General features: G+C 70.2%; 15 protein-coding genes, 3 tRNA genes and 1 pseudogene. 10 read left to right on the top strand and 9 right to left on the bottom strand.

What is annotated here, in order from left to right; genetic code table 11:
• Positions 1-16 precede the first annotated feature (16 nt).
• From QZV97_RS14175 to QZV97_RS14160, 4 genes are all read left to right on the top strand, one after another.
• Positions 17-2275 (top strand): EAL domain-containing protein, encoded by a 2259-nt coding sequence (locus tag QZV97_RS14175; RefSeq protein ID WP_295643292.1) that lies wholly within the window; start codon positions 17-19, stop codon positions 2273-2275.
• A 16-nt stretch (positions 2276-2291) separates the two neighbouring features.
• Positions 2292-4013 (top strand): GGDEF domain-containing protein, encoded by a 1722-nt coding sequence (locus QZV97_RS14170; RefSeq protein ID WP_295643289.1) that lies wholly within the window; start codon positions 2292-2294, stop codon positions 4011-4013.
• Between the two features lie 162 nt (positions 4014-4175).
• Entirely contained in the window at positions 4176-6389 is a 2214-nt protein-coding gene (locus QZV97_RS14165; protein WP_295643286.1) for an Ig-like domain-containing protein, read from the top strand.
• 98 nt (positions 6390-6487) lie between these two features.
• Entirely contained in the window at positions 6488-6739 is a 252-nt protein-coding gene (locus QZV97_RS14160; RefSeq protein WP_295643283.1) for a hypothetical protein, read from the top strand.
• A gap of 26 nt (positions 6740-6765) precedes the next feature.
• Here QZV97_RS14160 and QZV97_RS14155 read toward each other — a convergent pair.
• Both QZV97_RS14155 and QZV97_RS14150 read right to left on the bottom strand, forming a co-directional pair.
• A tRNA-Ser gene (locus QZV97_RS14155) sits at positions 6766-6852 on the bottom strand.
• Between the two features lie 42 nt (positions 6853-6894).
• Positions 6895-7716: a symmetrical bis(5'-nucleosyl)-tetraphosphatase gene (locus QZV97_RS14150; RefSeq protein ID WP_295643280.1), complete on the bottom strand. Its 822-nt coding sequence runs from the start codon at positions 7714-7716 to the stop codon at positions 6895-6897.
• Positions 7717-7790: 74 nt separating this feature from the next.
• Here QZV97_RS14150 and QZV97_RS14145 point away from each other — a divergent pair, with 74 nt between their 5' ends.
• From QZV97_RS14145 to QZV97_RS14120, 6 genes are all read left to right on the top strand, one after another.
• Positions 7791-9116 (top strand): hemolysin family protein, encoded by a 1326-nt coding sequence (locus QZV97_RS14145; RefSeq protein ID WP_295643277.1) that lies wholly within the window; start codon positions 7791-7793, stop codon positions 9114-9116.
• Entirely contained in the window at positions 9113-9868 is a 756-nt protein-coding gene (locus tag QZV97_RS14140; RefSeq protein WP_295643274.1) for a SapC family protein, read from the top strand. The genes QZV97_RS14145 and QZV97_RS14140 overlap by 4 nt, the downstream gene beginning before the upstream one ends.
• A gap of 155 nt (positions 9869-10023) precedes the next feature.
• On the top strand, positions 10024-11058 hold the full coding sequence (locus tag QZV97_RS14135) for a TRAP transporter substrate-binding protein (protein WP_295643271.1): 1035 nt from the start codon (positions 10024-10026) through the stop codon (positions 11056-11058).
• A complete protein-coding gene (locus tag QZV97_RS14130; RefSeq protein WP_295643268.1) occupies positions 11055-11531 on the top strand; it encodes a TRAP transporter small permease in 477 nt (158 codons plus the stop codon). The genes QZV97_RS14135 and QZV97_RS14130 overlap by 4 nt, the downstream gene beginning before the upstream one ends.
• Positions 11528-12856, top strand: a complete 1329-nt coding sequence (locus QZV97_RS14125) for a TRAP transporter large permease (RefSeq protein WP_295643265.1) — start codon at positions 11528-11530, stop codon at positions 12854-12856. The genes QZV97_RS14130 and QZV97_RS14125 overlap by 4 nt, the downstream gene beginning before the upstream one ends.
• A gap of 45 nt (positions 12857-12901) precedes the next feature.
• Positions 12902-13807 (top strand): aldo/keto reductase, encoded by a 906-nt coding sequence (locus QZV97_RS14120; protein WP_295643262.1) that lies wholly within the window; start codon positions 12902-12904, stop codon positions 13805-13807.
• A gap of 15 nt (positions 13808-13822) precedes the next feature.
• Here QZV97_RS14120 and QZV97_RS14115 read toward each other — a convergent pair.
• From QZV97_RS14115 to QZV97_RS14085, 7 genes and pseudogenes are all read right to left on the bottom strand, one after another.
• Positions 13823-13898, bottom strand: a tRNA-Thr gene (locus QZV97_RS14115).
• A gap of 470 nt (positions 13899-14368) precedes the next feature.
• Positions 14369-15004, bottom strand: a complete 636-nt coding sequence (locus QZV97_RS14110; protein WP_295643259.1) for a hypothetical protein — start codon at positions 15002-15004, stop codon at positions 14369-14371.
• Positions 15005-15250: 246 nt separating this feature from the next.
• A pseudogene (locus tag QZV97_RS14105) lies at positions 15251-16349 on the bottom strand (IS3 family transposase); the annotation flags it as partial.
• 148 nt (positions 16350-16497) lie between these two features.
• Positions 16498-16573, bottom strand: a tRNA-Thr gene (locus QZV97_RS14100).
• Between the two features lie 59 nt (positions 16574-16632).
• Entirely contained in the window at positions 16633-17898 is a 1266-nt protein-coding gene (locus tag QZV97_RS14095; protein ID WP_295643256.1) for a 6-phosphofructokinase, read from the bottom strand.
• 32 nt (positions 17899-17930) lie between these two features.
• Entirely contained in the window at positions 17931-20639 is a 2709-nt protein-coding gene (pepN, locus tag QZV97_RS14090; RefSeq protein ID WP_295643253.1) for an aminopeptidase N, read from the bottom strand.
• Between the two features lie 37 nt (positions 20640-20676).
• The coding region (locus QZV97_RS14085) for a peptide chain release factor-like protein (protein ID WP_295643250.1) at positions 20677-21052 on the bottom strand (376 nt) is incomplete at its 5' end.

The following is a 21052-nucleotide window of genomic DNA, read 5'->3' as shown; positions in this document are numbered from 1 at the left end:
ACGTACGAGCCCTGTCATGAATCCCGGTGCCGACCCCGCCGCCGACGACGCGCTGCACAGCCCGCGGGTGCTGCTCGTCGACGACGACGAGGTGAACCTGCTGCTGACCTCGATCGCCCTGCGCGAGCGCGGCTTCGCGATCACCGAGGCCACCAGCGGCGACCGCGCGATCCGGCTGCTGGCCGACTGGTCGCCGGACGTGATCGTGCTCGACGCGCTGATGCCGGGCATGGACGGCTTCGCGACCTGCCGCGAGCTGCGCTCGCTGCCGGGCTTCGAGTCGATGCCCGTGCTGATGCTGACCGGCCTGGACGACGACGCCTCGATCACGCGCGCCTACGAGGCCGGCGCGACCGACTTCTTCGTCAAGTCCACGCAATGGAGCCTGCTGGCCGGCCGGCTGCGCTACCTGCTGCGCTCGTCGCGCACGCGCCTGGAGCTGGAGCGCAGCAAGTCCAAGCTCGCCCGCGCCCAGGACCTGGCGCGCATGGGCAGCTTCGACTGGTGGCGCGGCCGCAGCGACCTGCTGTTCTCGGTCGAGGCGCTGCGCGTCTTCGGGCTCGGGCCGGGCGACCGGATGGGCCTGCGCGACGTGATGCGCATGGTGCCGGTCGACCACCGGCGCGGCTGCATGGCGCTGCTGCGCGAGACGCTCGAGCGCAATACCGTGCTGGCGACCGACTTCCCGGTGCAGCTGCTCGACGGCCGCCAGCGCGTCGTCCACGTCGAGGCCGAGCCCGAGTTCAGCGAGCAGGGCCAGCTGATCGGCTACACCGGCATCGTCCAGGACGTGACCGACCGGCGCCAGGCCGAGGACAAGATCCGCCACCTGGCCAACTTCGACGCGCTGACCGGCCTGCCCAATCGCCGCCAGCTGATCTGGCGTGCCGAGCGCGCGATGGAGCAGGCCAAGCGCCTGAACCACCAGGTCGGCCTGCTGCTGATCGACCTGGACCGCTTCAAGGTCATCAACGACACGCTGGGCCATGGCGCCGGCGACGAGCTGCTGATGGAGGTGTCGCGGCGCCTGCGCTCCTGCGTGCGGCACTCCGACCAGGTGGTCGAGCACGGCATCGAGTCCGTCGGCCAGCGCGCCCACCGCTCGCTCGAGGCCGTGGGCCGGCTGGGCGGCGACGAGTTCGTCGCGCTGCTGCCCGAGGTCGGCACCGACCAGGACGCCGAGCGCGTCGCGCTGCGCATCCTGGAAGTGATGCGCGAGCCGATCTTCGTCGGCGGCCAGGAATGCTTCGTCACCGCCTCGGTCGGCATCGCGCTGTTCCCGCGCGACGGCGTCTCGGTGGCCGACGTGCTGCGCAACGCCGACGTGGCGATGTACTCGGCCAAGGCGGCGGGGCGCAATGCCGCGTCGCTGTACCGCCCGCACCTGGCCGGCAAGGGCCGCGAGAAGCTGGAACTGGAAAGCGCGCTGCACAAGGCCATCGAGCGCGAGGAGCTGGTGCTGCACTACCAGCCCAAGATCGACGTGCGCAGCGCCCGCATGATCGGTGCCGAGGCGCTGATGCGCTGGCGGCGCGGCGACAAGCTGGTGCCGCCCGGCGACTTCATCCCGCTGGCCGAGGAAACCGGCCTGATCGTGCCGATGAGCGAGTGGGCGATCCGCGAGGCCACGCGCCAGGCGGCGCTGTGGCAGCAGCAGCACGGCATCGAGACCTCGATCGCCGTCAACCTGCCGAGCCGGCTGTTCGAGCGCACCGACCTGGTCGCGCACCTGCAGCAGGCCGCGGCCTCGCACGGCATCTCGCACCGCTGCATCGAGCTCGAGATCACCGAGACGGGCCTGATGAAGGACCTGCAGAACGTGATCCCGGCGCTGCACCGGCTCAACGAGATCGGCGTCGAGATCTCGATCGACGACTTCGGTACCGGCTACTCGTCGCTGGCCTACCTGACGACGCTGCCGATCAGCGAGCTGAAGATCGACCGCAGCTTCGTGCGCGACCTCGGCGTCACGCTGCAGAGCTCGGCGGTGGTCGCCGCCATCATCGCGCTGGCGCGCTCGCTGGGCATCCGCGTGATCGCCGAGGGCGTCGAGAACCTGCGCCAGATGGAGGTGCTGCACCGCCTGGGCTGCAGCACGATGCAGGGCTTCCTGTTCAGCAAGGCGCTGCCGCCCGACGAGCTGGAGCAGTGGCTGTCGCAGACCGTGCTGCCGCGCAAGGCGCCGTGGATCGGCCAGGTCGAGGAGGCCGACGTCGTCGACCCGCAGGCCTCGCGCGGACCGCGCGCGCTGGGCAACCTGCCGCCGTCCGGCTGACGCCAGGGTCCCCGCCGTGAGCAAGGAGGCCGCCGCGCGCGGCGTCGAACCCACATCGCCGGCCTCGACGGCGCCGGCCCAGCTGGCCAAGGCGGCGCTGCGCCGGCTGGCGATGCAGCGCCAGGAGCCGACCCCCGAGAACTTCGCGCGGGCCTACCAGGCCGAAGGCGGCCCGGCGCCGTCGGCCGCGGCCGCGCCGGCCGAGGCTGCGGCGTCGCACGACGGCGAGGCCTGGGCCGCGCTGATCGAGCGCACGCTGCGCGGCATCGAACGCGGCGGGCGCCAGTGGACCGCCGCGCGCAAGAAGGACAGCCTGCAGCGCGTGCTGAGCGGCAGCCGCAGCGACGCCCGGCGCCTGCAGCAGCGGTTGGGCCAGCTGGTCGCCAGCTGGGACAGCGACGCGCCGGGCGAGGCCCCCAGCGACCTGGCGCCGCTGGACGCGCTGGAGCCCGCGGGCAGCCCGCCCGCGTCGGCCGCCGAGACGCCGGTCGCGCCGGCCCCCGTGCCGGCGTCGGCCGACGAGGACGACAGCTGGCCGCAGATCGCCGGCGAGCTGGGCATCACCGTGCAGGCGGCGCTGCCGGTCGGCGAGCCGCGCGGCCGCGAGGTCGCCGAGCGCCTGGCGGCTCTGCAGGCGCGACTGCTGCCCGAAGGGCCGCAGCACGTCGCCGAAGCCATCACCGCGGCCTGCGCCGAGGCGCGGCGCGTGCTGCAGCATCGCCACCACCTGCTGGCCCAGCTGGGCAGCCTGTGCCACGAGCTGACCGAGGGCCTGGCCGACCTGGCCGAGGACGACTCCTGGGTGCAGGGCCAGTGCACCGTGATGCGCGACCAGCTGTTCGACAGCGACGCCGGCCTGACGGCGCGCGGCGTGCGCTCGGTCAGCCAGCTGCTGGCCAGCACGCGAGAGCGCCAGCACCGCCTGCGCGCCGAGCGCGGCGCGGCGCGCGAGGCGCTCAAGGACTCGATCCACCAGATGCTCGACGAGATCGCCGCGCTGGGCGCGCAGACCGGTCGCTTCTCCGACCGCCTGGACGGCTACGCCGAGGCGATCGACCAGGCCGACTCGCTGGAGAGCCTGGCCGGCACGGTCCGCGAGATGGTGACCGAGAGCCGTGCGGTGCACGAGGGCGTGAGCCAGACCCAGGCGCGGCTCGCCGCCGAGCACGAGCGCGCCAGCACGATGCAGACGCGCGTGGTCGAGCTCGAGGCCGAGATCCGCCGCCTGTCGAACGAGGTCTCGACCGACCCCCTGACCCAGGTGGCCAACCGCCGCGGGCTGATGCAGTCCTTCGAGACCGAGAGCGCCAAGACCGCGCGCGCGCTGCAGGACGGCAGCCCGGGGCTGGCGGTGGCGCTGATCGACCTCGACAATTTCAAGAAGCTCAACGACCGCCTGGGCCACGCCAGCGGCGACGCCGCGCTGCAGTTCCTGACGCAGCGCGTGCAGCAGGCCCTGCGACCCGGCGACACGCTGGCGCGCTACGGCGGCGAGGAGTTCGTCGTGCTGCTGCCGGCCACGGCCGCGGCCGAGGCCCAGCAGGTGCTGACGCGCGTGCAGCGCACGCTGAGCGCGGAGCTCTTCATGAGCGACGAGCAGGGCCAGGTCTTCGTCACCTTCTCGGCTGGCGTCACGCCCTACCGCGCCGGCGAGCGCCTCGAGCAGGCGCTGGAACGCGCCGACGAGGCGCTGTACGAGGCCAAGCGGACCGGCAAGAACCGCACCTGCACGGCCTGAGCGGCGCCCGCCGCTTGCTGCGGCGCCGCACGGCGCCTGTCGCCTGAGAGACAGGGGAAGTCTCAGGGGTCGCCGGCGTGCGCCTTCATCAGAATGTCTCCAGCGCCTGGGCACGATCCGGGCGGCGGTGTTTGCCATCACAACGAGCATCTGGAGACAAGCATGCGGTCCATCCTTTCCGTTCGTCGTCTCTTTCCGGTACGCGGGGTGTCGGCGCTGATCGCGCTGGCGCTGGCCCCGGGCCTTGCACTCGCCAACGGCGCAGGGGCAGGCGGCAGCAAGCCGCAGGACGGCGGATCGGGCGTGCACGTGCGCTTCGACCTGTCCGACCCGTCCGGTGCGCCCTTCCCGAGCGACCGCTACACGCAGTGGGACTGGACGCAGAAGACGCTCAAGCGCGTCAAGCTGCCCAAGCCGGACTGCGCGGCCTTCCCCTCGGACTGCGCCGACATCGACGTGATCAACACGCTCGACGGCTTCAACACGCAGCCGCGCATCACCGTGCCCTTCAGCGGCGACATCGACCCGGCCTCGGTCACCAGCGACACGGTGTGGCTGGTCAACCTGGGCGACACGCTGACCGGCCAGGGCTTCGGCCAGAAGGTCGGCATCAACCAGGTCGTGTGGGACCCGGCGAGCAAGACGCTGGCCGTCGAGTCCGACGAGCTGCTGGAGGAACACTCGCGCTACGTGCTGGTGGTGACCAACGGCGTGCGCGACGCCCAGGGCCGGCCGATCGAGTCGGGCGCGTACGGCCGCTTCCGCCATGACTTCAACTACGGCCAGTCGCGCGACCGCGACCTCGCCGACTACCGCAAGTCGCTGCTCGACGGCGAGCACGCGGCGCGGGCCACCAAGCAGCGCATCGTCGCGCTGAGCCTGTTCACGACCCAGAGCGCGAGCGCCGACCTCGAGAAGATCCGCAACCAGATCAAGCGCAGCAAGCCCGCGCCGGTCGACTTCGTCATCGGCAACTCGGCCGCCGGCCCGGTGCGCGCGGTGTTCGCGCCGGGCGCGCTGCTGGGCATCCAGTTCAGCCGCCAGACGGGTGCGGCGCCGGCCTTCACGACGTCCTTCCTGCCGACGCCGGCACTGAACGTCGTGGCCGGCTCGGTGGGCCGGATCGCCTACGGCCGCTACACCTCGCCCGACTACCAGACCGCGGGCAAGTACATCCCGGCCACCGGGACGCTGAGCGGGCAGCCGCAGCCGCAGGGCAGCAACCAGCTGACGGTGCAGATGTTCCTGCCGGCGGGCGCCAAGCCGGCCGGCGGCTGGCCGGTCGCGATCTTCGGCCACGGTTTCACCGACAGCATGTACGGCGCGCCCTGGACCGTGGCCTCGGTGCTGGCCTCGCAGGGCATCGCGACGGTGTCGATCAACGTCGTCGGCCACGGCGGCGGCGCGCTGGGCACGCTCAACGTGCTGCCGGCGGGCGGGGCGCCGGTGGTGGTCCCGGCCGGCGGCCGCGGCTTCGACCAGGACGGCAACGGCGCGATCGACTCGACCGAAGGCGTCAACGCCGCAGCGCCGCGCAGCATCATCGGCAGCCGCGACGGCCTGCGCCAGACGGTGGTCGACCTGATGCAGCTGGTGCGACAGATCGAGGTCGGCATCGACGTCGATGCCGACGGCAGCGTCGACCTCGACGCGGGCCGCATCTACTACGCCGGCCAGTCCTTCGGCGGCATCTACGGCACGATCTTCCTGGGCGTCGAGTCCAACCTGCGCGCCGGCGTGCCCAACGTGCCGGGCGGGTCGATCACCGAGGTGGCGCGGCTCGGCGCCTTCCGGCCGCTGACCGGCATCGCGCTGGCCACGCGCCTGCCGTCGCTGATCAACGTGGCCGACCCCAGCGGCATCGTCTTCAACGAGAACATCCCGCTGCGCGACGCGCCTCCCGTCACCAACACCGTGGCCGGCGCGATGGCGATCCAGCGCCTGCTGGACCGCAACGAGTGGGTGCAGCAGTCGGGCAATCCGGTCTCGTACGCCGCGCTGATCCGCAAGCAGCCGCTGCGGGGCAACGCGCCCAAGCCGGTGATCTTCCAGTTCGCCAAGGGCGACCAGACGGTGCCCAACCCGACCAGCAGCGCGATCCTGCGCGCCGGCGACCTGACCGACCGGGCGACCTATTTCCGCAACGACCTGGCCTATGCCGCGACCGGCGGCGCGATCCCGAAGAACCCGCACACCTTCCTGACCAACATCGGCGTCGCGGCGGCGGCGCCGTTCGCGGTCGGTGCGCAGAGCCAGATCGCGGCCTTCTTCGCGTCGAACGGCGCGCTGGTGATCGACCCCGACGGCCCGGGCGGCCCGATCTTCGAGGTGCCGATCGCCGGGCCGTTGCCGGAAGGACTCAACTACATCCCCTGACCCCAGGGGTCCGGCCACGAACTAGGGGCCGGGGCTGGTCGGCGAAGGGGCAGTAGGCTAGTCTTACTGCCCCTCCTCGCCGCGAGACGGAGGCGCATATGGCGTCGTTCGGAACCAAGCCCCATCGCTTCATCATCCGCCCGCTGCGGCCCTTGCAGCCGGTGGCGTCCATGCGCAACGTCGATGTCGACCTGACCGGCCCCTCCGGCACGGGCGGCGACCCCGATGCCGACGAAGAAGGCGGCTGGCTGGCGTCGTCCTTCGACCTGATGCGCGGCTTGCGCGTCAGCGAGACGCCGCTGGACACCTTGCCCGGCGACCTCCAGGACGCGTTCTTCCGCAAGCGTTGAGCCGGCGCATCGTCCCGTCCGGGCGGCGGAGGCGGTGAGATTCGAACTCACGGAAGGGTTGCCCCTTCGGCAGTTTTCAAGACTGCTGCCTTAGACCGCTCGGCCACGCCTCCGTGGCGTCCGAATTCTAAGTCGCGCGTGGTTCCGAGCCGTCCTCAGCCCGGCGCCTGGGCCTGATCGCAGGCGACCTGGCTCACCTCGCGCCGGCCGCCGTCGATGCGCACGGCCGTCAGCGCGCCGCCCCAGACGCAGCCGGTGTCGATCGCCAGCAGGTCGGGGCGCTCGACCAGCCCCAGCGTCGACCAGTGCCCGAAGGCGATCGGCACGCCGGCGGTGCGCCGCCCCGGGGCGTCGAACCAGGGCACGAGGCCCTCGGGCGCGGTGTCGGCGCCTTCCTTGAGCTTGAAGTCCAGCGTGCCGCCGGCGTCGACGAAGCGGATGCGCGTCAGCGCATTGACCGCGAAGCGCAGCCGGTCGTGGCCGCGCAGGCCGGGGCTCCAGCGGGCCGGCTCGTTGCCGTACATCACCTGCAGGAAGTCGCGCAGGTCCGGACCCGCGAACGCAGCCTCGAGCTCGGTCGCGAGGTCCAGCGTCAGCGCCAGGTCCCATTGCGGCGCGACGCCCGCGTGCACCATCAGCCAGCCGTGCTCGTGCACCGCGAGCTTGCGCGTGCGCACCCAGTCGAGCCAGGCCTCGCGCCGCGGCGATGCCAGGATCTCGTCCAGCGTGTCGTTGCGGTGCGCGCGCCGCACGCCGTGGGCGACGGCCAGCAGGTGCAGGTCGTGGTTGCCGAGCAGGCAGGTGGCGGCATCGCCCAGGCCGGCCAGCCGCTCCAGCACCGCCAGCGACGCGGGGCCGCGATTGACCAGGTCGCCCAGCACGTAGAGCCGGTCGCGCGAGGGCGAGAAGCCGATCTCGGCGAGCAGGCGCTCGAGCGCGTCGCAGCAGCCCTGCAGGTCGCCGATGAGGTAGTTCATGCAGGTGATTCTGCTACCCTCAACGCCCCGCGGCCCGCCCGCAACCCGTGCCCGAACGGTCGGTGCACGCCGGCATGGACGTTCTGCTGCTCGCTTTCCTGATCCTGGTCAACGGCGTGTTCGCCATGTCCGAGATGGCGCTGGCCGCCAGTCGCAAGGCGCGCTTGCAGGTCATGGCCGAGACCGGCGACGCCGGGGCCCGCGCGGCGATGGAACTGCACGAGAACCCCACGCAGTTCCTGTCCACGGTGCAGATCGGCATCACCTCGATCGGCATCCTGAACGGCATCGTCGGCGAGGCGGCGTTCTCGGCCCCGCTGGCCGACTGGCTGGAGGCGCAGTTCGCGGTGCCGCAGCGCATCGCCGACTTCGGGTCGCTGGCCGGCGTGGTGATCATCATCACCTTCCTCACCATCGTGTTCGGCGAACTCGTGCCCAAGCGCATCGGGCAGATGTTCCCGGAGGCGGTCGCCCGGATGGTGGCGCTGCCGATGCGCGCGCTCAGCGTGGTGGCGGGGCCCTTCGTCAAGCTGCTGTCGGCCAGCACCGGGGCGATGCTCGGCCTCGTCGGTCTGCGCGACGGGCCCAACCGGGCGGTGACCGAAGAGGAGATCGCCGCGAGCCTGGAAGAGGGCCTCGACGCCGGCGTGATCGAGGCCCACGAGCACCAGATGGTGCGCAACGTGTTCCGGCTCGACGAGCGCCAGGTCGGCTCGATGATGATTCCGCGCGGCGAGATCGCCTGGCTCGACGCCACCGCGCCGGCCGACGAGGCGCTGAAGGTCATCGCCGCGCACGACCATTCGCGCTACCCGGTGTGTCGCGGCGGGCTCGACGAGGTGCTGGGCGTGGTCGGCACGCAGCACCTGCTGCAGCAGGTCACCAGCGGGCGGCCGCTCACGCTGACCGAGGCCCTGCAGCCGCCGGTGTTCGTGCCCGAGACGCTGACCGGCATGGAGCTCCTCGAGCAGTTCCGCGGCTCGGTGACGCAGATGGTGTTCGTGGTCGACGAGTACGGCGAGGTGCAGGGCGTGATCACGCTGCGCGACGTGCTGGAGGCCATCACCGGCGAGTTCACGACGCCCAGCGCCGAGGACTCCTGGGCCGTGCGGCGCGAGGACGGCTCCTGGCTGATCGACGGGCTGATCCCGGTGCCCGAGCTGAAGGACCGGCTGGGCCTGAAGGAGCTCCCGGACGAGGACCGGGGCCGCTACAACACCCTGGCCGGCATGACCATGCTGCTGCTGGGACGGCTGCCGCAGACCGCCGACGTGGTGGAATGGGGCGGCTGGCGTTTCGAAGTCGTCGACCTCGACGGCAAGCGGGTCGACAAGGTGCTGGTGAGCCGGCTTGACGATCCCGAGACCCTCACCGGCTCCCTTCCCGGAATGGATTCATGAGTTTCACCGCCCTGTATCGCCAGCCCGTGCCGCTGGACCGCAAGCTGCACCTCGGCAAGCGCCTGAAGAAGATCGCCGGCTCGCGGGCGGCGGCGCAGATGAACGCCTGCCTCGTCACCGCGAGCGAGTTCGCCGACGTCGCCAAGGAGTACGTGATCGGCTTCGTGCCGTCGCGCGCAGCGGGCACGCCGGGGCCGCTGGAGGTCAGTGCCGTGGCGCTGCTGGGCCTGCGCGCGCAGGAGAACCTGTTCGTCGACGCCGACGGCCGCTGGGACGCGCGCTACGTGCCGGCCTTCGTGCGTCGCTACCCCTTCGCCTATGCCAGCGACGGCGAGGGCCGCCCGGCGGTGATCGTCGATGCCGCCTGCGAAGCCTTCAACGACACCGAGGGCGAGCGCCTGATCCAGGACGACGGCGAAGCGACGCCCTTCCTGAAGGACACGCTGCAGTTCCTGGATGCCTTCGAGCAGGACCTGCAGCGCACGCGCGCGCTGTGTGCGCGGCTGGTCGAGCTGGACCTGCTGAAGTCGGTGCAGATCGACGTCACGCTGGCCGACGGCAGCAAGCTCAGCGCCGACGGCGTGCAGATGATCGACGAGGCCAAGCTCAAGGACCTGCCGGAGGCCGTGGCGATCGAGTTCCTGCGCAACGGCGTGCTCGGGCTGCTGTACGCGCACGTGATCTCGACCACCAACGTGCAGCGCCTGACCGAGCGCCTGGGCGCGCAGCTGCAAGTCCCGCCCGCCGCCTGAACGGCGGCTGACGACACGCGGCCCGCAGGGCGCGCGCGGCTATCGCACAGCGGCCGCGGCCGGGGTGAAAACCCCGTCGTCGGCCGCAGGAGCGCGCTGCCATCATGTCCGTACCGCGACGGCCGGTGGCCGATCGCCCTCCGACGGAGACCGCCATGAACCTGATCGCCTTGCGGCGCGGCTGCGCCGCTCTGGCCCTGCCGCTGCTGGCCGGCACCGCCTTCGCCCAGGACGTGACCCTCAAGGTCCATCACTTCTGGCCGCCGCAGGCGATGCCGCCGACCAAGATCCTCGCGCCCTGGTGCGAGCGCATCGCCGCCGACTCCGGCGGCCGCATGAAGTGCCAGGTGTTCCCGGCGATGCAGCTCGGCGGCACGCCCAGCCAGCTGATCGACCAGGCCAAGGACGGCGTGGTCGACATCGCCTTCACGCTGCCCGGCTACACCGCGGGGCGCTTCCCGGTGATGGAGGTCTTCGAGCTGCCCTTCCTGACCAACTCGGCCGAGGCCGCCGCCAGGGCCGCCTGGGACTTCTACGGCAAGTACGGCACGAAGGAGTTCGCCGGCATCAAGCCGCTGATGTTCAGCGTGCACGACGAGGGCTACCTCCACACGCGCGACAAGCAGGTCAAGGCACTGGCCGACCTCAAGGGCATGAAGCTGCGCGCGCCCACGCGCATGACCAACAAGCTGCTGGCCGCGCTGGGCGCCACGCCGGTCGCGATGCCGCTCCCGGCCGTGCCCGAGGCCGTGAGCAAGGGCGTGATCGACGGCTTCCTGCTGCCCTGGGAAGTGATCCCCTCGGTGAAGCTGCATGAGATGGTCAAGTACCACACCGAGACCGACGCGAAGCATCCGGCGCTGTACTCGGCGACCTTCATCCTGGCGATGAACCAGGCGCGCTACGACGGCCTGCCCGCCGACCTGAAGGCGATCATCGACAAGCACAGCGGCGCGGGACTGTCGGCCCAGGCCGGCAAGATCTGGGACGAGAGCCAGGCGGTGGGGCGCAAGCCCGCGGTCGACCGCAACAACACCTTCTACACGCTGCCCTCGGCCGAGACCGACCTGTGGGTCAAGGCCTCGGCACCGCTCTACGACGAGTGGGTCGCCAACATGGACAAGGCCGGGCTGCCGGGCAGGCAGATGCTGCAGGACGCGCGCCAGCTGCTGCAGAAGTACGCCAAGTGAAGTTCCTGGGCCGCATCGCGGCGGCCTTCGCGCTGCTGGGCGGCGCGGTCGGCTGTGCGGTGGCGCTGCTCACGGTGGCCAGCATCGCCGGTCGTTCGCTGGCGTCGCGGCCGATCGCCGGCGACGTCGAGCTGACGCAGTTCGGCGTCGCGCTGTGCATCTCGCTGTGCCTGCCGTGGTGCCAGCTGCACGGCGGCAACATCATCGTCGACTTCTTCACCCAGAAGGCCGCGCCGCGCACGCTGCGGCGACTCGACGGCCTGGGCTGCCTGCTGGTGGCCGTGATGATGGGCCTGCTGGCGTGGCGCACGGCGGTCGGCGCCGTGTCGGTCCGCGCTGCCGGCGAGACGACGATGATCCTCGACCTGCCGATGTGGATCAGCTACGCCGTGCTGGCCCCGGGCCTGGCGCTGGCGATGTCGATCGCCCTGGCGCAGGCGGCGGCGCACTTCTCGGGGCGCACGTCCGCATGAGCAGCGGCACGATGGTCGGCGTGTCGATGTTCGGCGCGATGCTCGTGCTGATGGCCCTGCGCGTGCCCATCGCGGCGGCGATGTTCATTCCCGGCGCGGTCGGCTACTGGGCGCTGACCAACGACGTGGCCTTGCTGAACATGCTCAAGGGATCGGCCGTCGCGCGGCTGTCGGTCTACGACCTGTCGGTGATCCCGCTGTTCCTGCTGATGGGTCAGTTCGCGACCCAGGGCGGGCTGAGCAAGGCGCTGTTCCAGGCTGCGGCGGCCTTCGTCGGCCACGTGCGCGGCGGGCTGGCGATGGCGGCGGTGCTGGCGGCCGCGGCCTTCGGCGCGGTCTGCGGATCGTCGGTCGCGACCTCGGCGACGATCGCGCAGGTCGCCTACCCCGAGATGAAGGCGCACGGCTACCACGGGCGACTCTCGACCGCGGTGCTGGCGACCGGCGGCACGCTGGGCATCCTGATCCCGCCGTCGGTGCCGCTGGTCGTGTACGCGATCCTCACCGAGCAGAACATCGCCAAGCTGTTTGCCGCGGCGCTGGTGCCGGGCCTGCTGGCGATGGCCGGCTACCTCGTCGTGATCGCGCTGGTGTGCCGCTTTCGTCCCGGCCTGGCGGCGCCGGCCGAGCCGCTGCCCTGGCCGGCGCGCTGGCGCGCGCTGCTGCGCGTGTGGCCGATCGCGCTGATCTTCGTCGTCGTCTTCGGCGGCATCTACGGCGGCGTGTTCACGCCCACCGAGGGCGCGGCGGTCGGCGCGCTCGGCACCTTGGTCGCAGGCCTGGCGGGACGCGAGCTCGGCGTCGAGGGCATCAGGCGCAGCTTCCTCGGCGCGGCCGAGACCTCGGCGATGGTCTTCATGATCTTCCTCGGCGCCGACATGATCAACTCGGCGCTCACGCTCACCCAGCTGCCGGCGCGCCTGGCGGAGTGGGTGGGCACGCTGCAGGTCGCGCCGCTCGCGATCGTCGGCGCGGTGCTGGTCTTCTACGTCATCCTCGGCTGCGTGATGGACGAGCTGTCGATGATCCTGCTGACCATTCCCGTGCTGTTCCCGGCCATCATGGGCCTGGACCTGTGGGGCCTGGGGCCGCAGGAGAAGGCGATCTGGTTCGGCATCCTGGTGCTGATGGTGGTGGAGATCGGCCTCATCGCGCCACCGGTCGGCCTGAACGTCTACGTCGTGAACAGCATCGCGAAGGACGTGCCCATGGCCGAGACCTACAAGGGCGTGCTGCCCTTCCTGGCCAGCGACGCGATCCGCGTGCTGCTGCTGCTGGCGTTTCCGGCGCTGAGCCTGTGGCTGGTGCGGCTGCTCTTCCCATGACCGCGCGCGCTCCTTGAGTTTGCGCCCGGCGCTAAGCTGCCCGGCATGGACCGCAGGCGCTTCGTCGGGACCTCGCTGGCGGCATCGCTCGCCTGGCGCGGCGCGGCCGCGCAGCCGGCACCCGGGCCCGCGATCCTGCGCGCCTTCGGCCGCAGCGGCGAGCGCATCCCGGCCATCGGCATGGGCACCTGGCTCACCTTCGACGTCGGTGGCGCGCCGGCCGAGACGGCGCAGCGCGAGCGCGTGCTGCAGGCCTTCTTCGATGCCGGCGGCGGCGTCATCGACTCCTCACCGATGTACGGTCGCGCCGAGAAGGTCGTCGGCGAGCTGCTGCCGCGCGTGCGCGGCGGCAAGCTCTTCGCCGCGACCAAGGTCTGGACGCCCTTCGACGCGACCGGCCGCCGCCAGCACGCCGACTCGCTGGCGCTGTGGAAGCTGCCGCGGCTGGACCTGCAGCAGGTGCACAACCTGCTCAACACCGACGGCCACCTGAAGACGCTGCGCGCAGCGCGCGAGCGCGGCGAGGTCCGCTACATCGGCATCACCACCTCGCACGGCCGCCGGCACGACGAGATGCTGGCGCTGATGCGGCGCGAGCCGCTCGACGCGATCCAGCTGACCTACAACATGGCCGACACCAGCGCCGAGCCGCTGCTCGACGAGGCCGCGGCGCGCGGCCTGGCCGTGGTGATCAACCGGCCCTTCGATGCCGGCGTGCTGCCCGACCGGCTGGCCGGCAAGCCGCTGCCGCCCTGGGCGCGCGAGATCGACTGCGACCACTGGGCCGCGTTCCTGCTGAAGTGGGTGATCGGCCATCCGGCCGTGACCTGCGCGATCCCGGCGACCAGCAACCCGGCGCACATGGTGCAGAACATGGCCGCCGGCCGCGGGCGCCTGCCGGATGCCGCCCTGCGCCGGCGGATGCTGGCGCTGGTGCGGGAGCTGCTGTGAACGAGGGGAAGAAGGTGGTGCCGGTGAAGAGAGTCGAACTCCCGACCTTCGCATTACGAATGCGCTGCTCTACCAACTGAGCTACACCGGCGCCTACCGGCGACTTTCATAGGCAAAAGCTGCGAGCCTTCACGGTCAACTGCCTTGCCAACAACAGGCCATTGGCGGGAACTGTGTCATTGAATGCTCGGCGATGCCATGCTATCTGAGCGCATCGGGGCAGTGCAACAGACCTTTGCGGAAACTTCAATCTGCCAAGCCCTGCATGACCACCTGCCGTTGCAGTGTCAACCGCACCAAGAGCATTGAAGGGTCGATGTGCCCCTCGGCCCACCCTGCCCCGGGTCAGTTCACCTACACACGCATGCTGTCGTGGCGGCGCGGTGGCGCGGCGCGGCGGCGCGTGCCCGCAGGGGCGGCGCGCGCCACCGATGCCAGCGGCCGTGCGTTCTGTGCTCCCTTGACGGGGTGGCTTTCGTAGCGTGGGCGAGGAGCGGGCGCTCCCCACATCGACTCGACAAAATTTTGTGATCGCCAAACTTTGGAATCAGGGCTGCACGCTCAGCGAACCGCGTTGAGGATGTCGCGTTCCAGCGCCCCCGTTGGCACGCATGTCGGAGTGCCCTGCGGGTTCGACGGAAATTCACCGAAGCCGCCCGTGTTGAACGAGACACTGTGCGACTGAGTCGTCTGCTGGTTGCTGATGTTCCGTATCGTCGTGTTGCGCTGGACGACATAGCGCGTGTTAGCTGTGACGCGTGTATGGGTGGGCGACACCTCTTCAAAGACCAGGTTGACGCGGCCTTCCAGTGACATGCGTCGGTCGAGGAAGAACAGTCCGTTGCCGGGGTCCATGACTTCGTAGTTCATCTGAGCGCGCGACCCTGCGAAATCATAGGTGCGCTCGCCGCGCGCGTTCTTCACGTAGCTGATGATGCGGCCACAGTCGATGTAGCGCTCCGGGTCGCCGCTGTAGCTGATGTTGATGAGGCCTGAACTCTTGTCCAGGTTGTTGATCACGAAGAACTGCTTGCCGAGCTCAGGCACGCTGGTGTTCCAGACGGCGTCACGCGGCCGCTCGATCACTTTGGTGTTAGTCGGCACGGTGTAGTGTGACGGCCGGACGTAGTCGAGTTTGCCGGCGCAGGCGGTCAACAGGACCGACACGGCCAAGCCGATAGCAGCAGATGCACGCATGGAATCTCCCTCGTAGAGGCCCGGGCTGTTCAGCGCCCGTCGGCCAGAGTGTCGCCTAACGAGCGCGCACATGTCTCACCAGTTCAAGGGACTGGAGTTGGCTCCCTCTCGCGGAGGGGTACGGGCTGAGGTCTTCAGCCCTTTCGAAGTGCGCGGGCGCAGGGTTGGCCGCCGGCGGCGTGGCGCATGCCACGCAGGCGCCAACGGTGGGTACCCGTGTTCACCGCGCGGCGATGGTGATGGGTCGATGTGCTTGGTCTCGTAGTTCATCGGCGACAGGTAGTTCAATGCGCTGTGCCGCCGGCGCGGGTTGTACCAACCCTCGATCTAGGTGAACAGCGCCAGGCGCGCTTCGGTCTTTGTCTGCCAGCTCTTGCGGTCGATCAGCTCGCGCTCGAGGCTGGCGAAGAAGCTCTCGGCCATCGCGTTGTCGTAGGCGTCGCCCACGCTGCCCATCGACGGGCGCACGCCCATCTTCTTGCAGCGCTCGCCGAAGGCGATGCTGGCGTACTGGCTGCCCTGGTCGCTGTGGTGGATCACGCCTTCGGGTCTGCGCTGCTGCAGCGCCATGTTCAAGGCACTGAGCACCAGTTCGGCGGCCATCGTCTCGCCGATGGCCCAGCCCACCACGCGCCGGCTCCACGCGTCGAGCACGACAGCCGGTAGATGAACCCGGCCCAGGTGGGCACGTAGGTCATGTCGGCCACCCACAACTGGTTCGCACCGTCGGCTTCGAACTTGCGCTGCACGAGGTCGGGCGCCCTGGTGCCGTTGCTGCTGCGGCGGGTCGCAACCTTGAAGCCGCGGCGTCGGCTGATGCCGCGGATGCCGTGGCTTCTCATGAGGCGCGCCACGCGCTTGCGACTGACGACGGCACCTTGGTCGATGAGCTCAGCGCGTACGCGCGGCATGCCGTAGGTGTCGTGTGAATCGGCGTGCACGGCACGGATGCGCTGGGTGAGCACCGCGTCGGCCAGGGCGTGAGCGCTCGGCGCGCGATCACACCACGCGTCGTAGCCGCTGGTGGACACGCCCAGCACACGGCACATCGTGGCGACCTCGGTGTCGGCCTGGTTCGCGTTCACGAGTTCGTAGACCCGACGGACGTCTTGCCGTCCTTGCCGGCGAACTAGGCCGTAGCCTTTGCCAAGATGTCGCGCTCCTGTTCGAGTTGGCGCACGCGTCGTCGCAATCGGGCGAGTTCCTCGCGCTCGACGCTCGTCAGCACGTCCTTGCCGCGCATGGGCTTGCTGGCATCGGCCGCGGCGCGCGCCACCCACGCGGTGATGCTCTGCGCGCTGACGCCGAACTCTCGCTACAGCTCGGTCGGCGTGCGACCGGCCATGTGCAGTTCGACGATCTGCTGCTTGAATGCCTCCGCTTACGGCGGCTTGGTCTTGGGCATCTCGGACTCCTTCCTTGGTCACGGTAAGGTGTCCGCGAAAGTGGGTCAACTTCAGTGAAGCCTTGACCCCCTGCAGAATGTCAAATACTGGTGCCGGTGAAGAGAGTCGAACTCCCGACCTTCGCATTACGAATGCGCTGCTCTACCAACTGAGCTACACCGGCGAGGCGCGAAGTATAGCCGCCGCTCGCCGCCGGACCGGGGTCGCCGGTCCGGGCGCGGGTCACTTCATCGCAAAGGGCGGCAACTTCTTGGCGACCGCGACGTTCTTCAGCGTCGCGTAGACCGGCAGGCCGTCGCGGCCGTACTTCGGGTAGTCCTCGCCCTGGATCAGTGGGCGCAGGTAGCGCTTGCACTTGTCGGTGATGCCGAAGCCGTCCTTGGTGATGAAGTCGCGCGGCATGAACTTCTCGACGTTGGCGACCTTGGACAGCGGCGCGACGCCGATGCGGTACTTGTACGGCGCGTCGGACAGGCGATCCACCGTCGGCATCACCGCGTTCTCGCCCTTGAGCGCCAGCTCGACGGCCTTCTTGCCCAGCTCGTAGGCCTGCTTGACGTCGGTCTTCGACGCGACGTGGCGCGCAGCGCGCTGCAGGTAGTCGGCCACCGCCCAGTGGAACTTGTGGCCGAGCGCCTGCTTGATCATGTTGGCGACCACCGGCGCGGCGCCGCCGAGCTGCGCGTGACCGAAGGCGTCCTTGCTGCCCTGCTCGGCAAGGAAGCGGCCGTCGGGGTAGTGGCAGCCCTCGGACACGACCACCGAGCAGTAGCCGTGCTGCCTGACCAGCGCATCGACCCGGGCGATGAACTTCTTCTCGTCGAACTCGATCTCCGGGAACAGCACGACGACCGGGATGCCGTGGTCCTCGACCAGGCCGCCGGCCGCGGCGATCCAGCCAGCGTGCCGGCCCATCACCTCGATGACGAAGACCTTGGTCGAGGTCAGGGCCATCGAGCGGACGTCGAAGCTGGCTTCCAGCGTCGACACCGCGATGTACTTGGCCACCGAGCCGAAGCCCGGGCAGCAGTCGGTGATCGGCAGGTCGTTGTCCACCGTCTTGGGCACGTGGATCGCCTGGATCGGGTAACCCATCGCCTCGGACAGCTGGCTGATCTTGTAGCAGGTGTCGGCCGAGTCGCCGCCGCCGTTGTAGAAGAAGTAGCCGATGTCGTGGGCCTTGAAGACCTCGATCAGGCGCTCGTACTCGCGGCGGTTGGCCTCCAGCGACTTGAGCTTGTAGCGGCACGAGCCGAAGGCGCCCGACGGCGTGCTGCGCAGGGCCGCGATCGCGCTCGCCGACTCCTTGCCGGTGTCGATCAGGTCCTCGGTCAGCGCGCCGATGATGCCGTTGCGGCCGGCGTAGACCTTGCCGATCCGGTCCTTGTGCTTGCGGGCGGTCTCGATCACGCCGCAGGCCGAGGCGTTGATGACCGCGGTCACGCCGCCCGACTGGGCGTAGAAGGCGTTCTTCTTCTTGCTGGCCATGGCGATGGGTCTCCTGCTGAAGGGTTCGAGGCTCAATCCTGCAACGCGCGCGTGACGATCTCGCGCGTGTCGTCGGACAACTCGGGTCGAGAGGCGACGCGGGCGATCGCCTCGCGCGCTGCGCTGCGGTAGGGCTCGGCCAGCACGCGCCAGCGGTCCAGCGCCCGCGCCAGGCGCGAGGCCAGCTGCGGGTTGATGGCGTCGAGCTCGATCACGCGGTCGGCCCAGAACACGTAGCCGGCCGCGTCGGCGCGGTGGAAGGCGGCGGGGTTGCTGAGGCACAGCATCGCCAGCAGGCTGCGCGCGCGGTTCGGGTTGCGCAGCGAGAAGTCCTTGTGGCCCAGCAGCGCCTTGGCGCGTGCGAACACCAGGCCGTCGTGCTCGCTGGCGCCGGCCTGCAGCGCGAACCACTTGTCGATGACGAGCGCCTCGCCGCGGAACATCGCATGAAAGCGCTCCAGCGCCGGCGTCGCCAGCTCGGCGTGGGCGTTGACCAGCGCCGACAGCGCGCCGAAGCGGTCGGTCATGTTGCCGGCGTCCTTGAAGCGCTGGTAGGCGCGACCGGGCCAGACGGTGTCGCCGCCGTGCGTGGCGTCCAGGACCAGCATCGCCAGCGCCAGGTTGGCCAGTGCGCGCTGGCCGCTGCTGTGCGCATCCGGCGTGTAGCCGCCGGCGGGCTGGTGGGCCTCGAAGGCCCAGGCCCAGTCGTCGTGCAGGGCCCGGGCGAGCTGCCGCTTCATGGCTTCGCGCAGCGCATGCACGCGCTGCGGGTCGATGTCCTGGCCGAGCTGCTCGCTGACGTAGGTCTCGCTGGGCAGGGTCAGCGCCAGGCTCTTGAAGGCGGCGTCGAGCGACGGGTCGCGCAGCAGCGCGCGCATCGCCTCGATGAAGGGCGCGTCGAGCCGCAGATCGTCGCCCTGGCGCAGCGCCGTCAGCAGGCGCTGCAGCGCGAGCTGCTGGCCGGCCTCCCAGCGGTTGAACGGATCGCTGTCGTGGGCCAGCAGCGTCAGCAGCTGGGCGTCGGACAGGTGCGCGTCCAGCACCACCGGCGCCGAGAAGCCGCGCAGCAGCGACGGTACCGGCTCGGCATCGACGTTGACGAAGGTGTAGAACTCGCGTGCCGTGTCCAGCACCAGCACGCGGTCCCGGGCCGGCAGGCCCGTCGTCGAGTCCATCACCGGGGCCGGTTCGCCTTCCAGCTGCAGCGGCAGTGCGCGGCCATCGATCGCCACCAGCCCCATCGCGACCGGCAGCACGGTGGGCTGCATGTCGGGCTGGCCGGGCATCGGCAGGCCGTGCTGCGCGAGCTCGAGCGTGTAGCTGCGGCTCGGCGCGTCGTAGCGGCCGCGCGCGGCGAGGCGCGGCGTGCCGGCCTGCGCGTACCAGCGCTTGAAGGTGTCGAGCCGGCTCGCCAGCGCGCTGCCGGGGTTGGCGTCGGCGATGGCCTGGGCGAAGTCGTCGCAGGTCACGGCCTGGCCGTCGTGGCGCTCGAAGTACAGCGCCATGCCGCGCGCGAAGCCCTCGCGGCCGACCAGCGTGTGCATCATGCGCACGACCTCGGCGCCCTTCTCGTAGACGGTGGCGGTGTAGAAGTTGTCGATGGCCTGGTAGGCGTCGGGCCGCACCGGGTGCGCCATCGGACCGGCGTCCTCGGGGAACTGGACCTGGCGCAGCAGGCGCACGTTCTCGATGCGCTTGACGGCGCGGGCCGAGGCCTCGCCCGCCATGTCCATGCTGAACTCCTGGTCGCGGAACACCGTGAGGCCTTCCTTCAGCGACAGCTGGAACCAGTCGCGGCAGGTCACGCGGTTGCCGGTCCAGTTGTGGAAGTACTCGTGCGCGACGACGCTCTCGATGTCCTCGAAATCGACGTCGGTCGCGGTCGCGGGGCTCGCCAGCACGAACTTGGTGTTGAACAGGTTCAGGCCCTTGTTCTCCATCGCGCCCATGTTGAAGTCGCTGACCGCGACGATCATGAAGCGCTCCAGGTCCAGCGGCAGGCCGAAGCGCGCCTCGTCCCAGGCCACCGACGCGATCAGCGAGTTCATCGCGTGCTCGGTCTTGTCCAGGTCGCCGGCGCGCACGTAGACCTGCAGCAGGTGGTCGTGGCCGGCGCGGCTGCGGATCTTCTGCTCGCGCGCCACCAGCTGGCCGGCCACCAGCGCGAACAGGTAGCTGGGCTTGGGGTGCGGGTCGTGCCAGGTAGCGAAATGGCGCCCGTTGTCGAGCGGACCCTGCTCGACCAGGTTGCCGTTGGACAGCAGCACCGGATACTTCTTCGCGTCGCCCTTGAGCGTCACCTTGTAAACCGCCATCACGTCCGGCCGGTCCAGGAAGTAGGTGATGCGCCGGAAGCCCTGCGCCTCGCACTGCGTGAAGAAGCCGCCCCCCGAGGTGTACAGGCCCGACAGCTGGGTGTTCTTCTCGGGCGCGCAGGTGTTGCGGATCTCGAGCGAGAACGGCCCGGCCGGCAGCTCGGCCACCGCGTCCAGCACCAGCTGGCTGCCTTCGACGCGGAAGCTCACGCTCTCGCCGTTGACCAGCACGCGCGTCAGGTTCAGGTCCTCGCCGTCCAGGCGCAGCGGCTCGGCCGGGCGCCCGGCATTGCGCTCGAGCTGCATCCGGTTGATGACCACGGTCTTGGCCGGGTCCAGGTCGAACGTCAGGTCGACGCTGCGGATCCAGTAGGCCGGCGCGGTGTAGTCCTCGCGACGCACGACCGGGGCGGTGCCTTCACGCATGGGTTGGTCTCCTGTCTTGTCGGTGGGCGTCTGCGGTTCAGACGCCCTGCTTCAGGCTCGCCTCGATGAAGGCGTCCAGGTCACCGTCCAGCACCTTCTGGGTGTTGGAGATCTCGACGTTGGTGCGCAGGTCCTTGATGCGGCTCTGGTCGAGCACGTAGCTGCGGATCTGGTGGCCCCAGCCGACGTCGGTCTTGCTGTCCTCGAGCTTCTGCTGCGCGGCGCGCTGCTTCTGCATCTCGTGTTCGTACAGGCGCGAGCGCAGCATCTGCCAGGCCTCGTCGCGGTTGCGGTGCTGCGTGCGGTCGTTCTGGCACTGCACGACGATGCCGGTCGGGATGTGCGTCAGGCGCACCGCCGAGTCGGTCTTGTTGATGTGCTGGCCGCCGGCGCCGCTGGCGCGGAAGGTGTCG

Source organism: uncultured Methylibium sp., from assembly GCF_902826655.1.
Classification (GTDB): Bacteria; Pseudomonadota; Gammaproteobacteria; order Burkholderiales; family Burkholderiaceae_C; genus Methylibium.
Note: the sequence above shows the minus strand (reverse complement) of the source record. Positions and strands in the feature narration are given on the sequence as shown.

Bases quoted from the DNA above. Each gene is read 5' to 3' on its own strand.
- QZV97_RS14175 (WP_295643292.1), top strand. From the start codon at position 17: ATGAATCCCGGTGCCGACCCCGCCGCCGACGACGCGCTGCACAGCCCG.
- QZV97_RS14165 (WP_295643286.1), top strand. From the start codon at position 4,176: ATGCGGTCCATCCTTTCCGTTCGTCGTCTCTTTCCGGTACGCGGGGTG.
- QZV97_RS14160 (WP_295643283.1), top strand. From the start codon at position 6,488: ATGGCGTCGTTCGGAACCAAGCCCCATCGCTTCATCATCCGCCCGCTG.
- QZV97_RS14150 (WP_295643280.1), bottom strand. From the start codon at position 7,716: ATGAACTACCTCATCGGCGACCTGCAGGGCTGCTGCGACGCGCTCGAG.
- QZV97_RS14145 (WP_295643277.1), top strand. From the start codon at position 7,791: ATGGACGTTCTGCTGCTCGCTTTCCTGATCCTGGTCAACGGCGTGTTC.
- QZV97_RS14140 (WP_295643274.1), top strand. From the start codon at position 9,113: ATGAGTTTCACCGCCCTGTATCGCCAGCCCGTGCCGCTGGACCGCAAG.
- QZV97_RS14135 (WP_295643271.1), top strand. From the start codon at position 10,024: ATGAACCTGATCGCCTTGCGGCGCGGCTGCGCCGCTCTGGCCCTGCCG.
- QZV97_RS14125 (WP_295643265.1), top strand. From the start codon at position 11,528: ATGAGCAGCGGCACGATGGTCGGCGTGTCGATGTTCGGCGCGATGCTC.
- QZV97_RS14120 (WP_295643262.1), top strand. From the start codon at position 12,902: ATGGACCGCAGGCGCTTCGTCGGGACCTCGCTGGCGGCATCGCTCGCC.
- QZV97_RS14110 (WP_295643259.1), bottom strand. From the start codon at position 15,004: ATGCGTGCATCTGCTGCTATCGGCTTGGCCGTGTCGGTCCTGTTGACC.
- QZV97_RS14095 (WP_295643256.1), bottom strand. From the start codon at position 17,898: ATGGCCAGCAAGAAGAAGAACGCCTTCTACGCCCAGTCGGGCGGCGTG.
- pepN (WP_295643253.1), bottom strand. From the start codon at position 20,639: ATGCGTGAAGGCACCGCCCCGGTCGTGCGTCGCGAGGACTACACCGCG.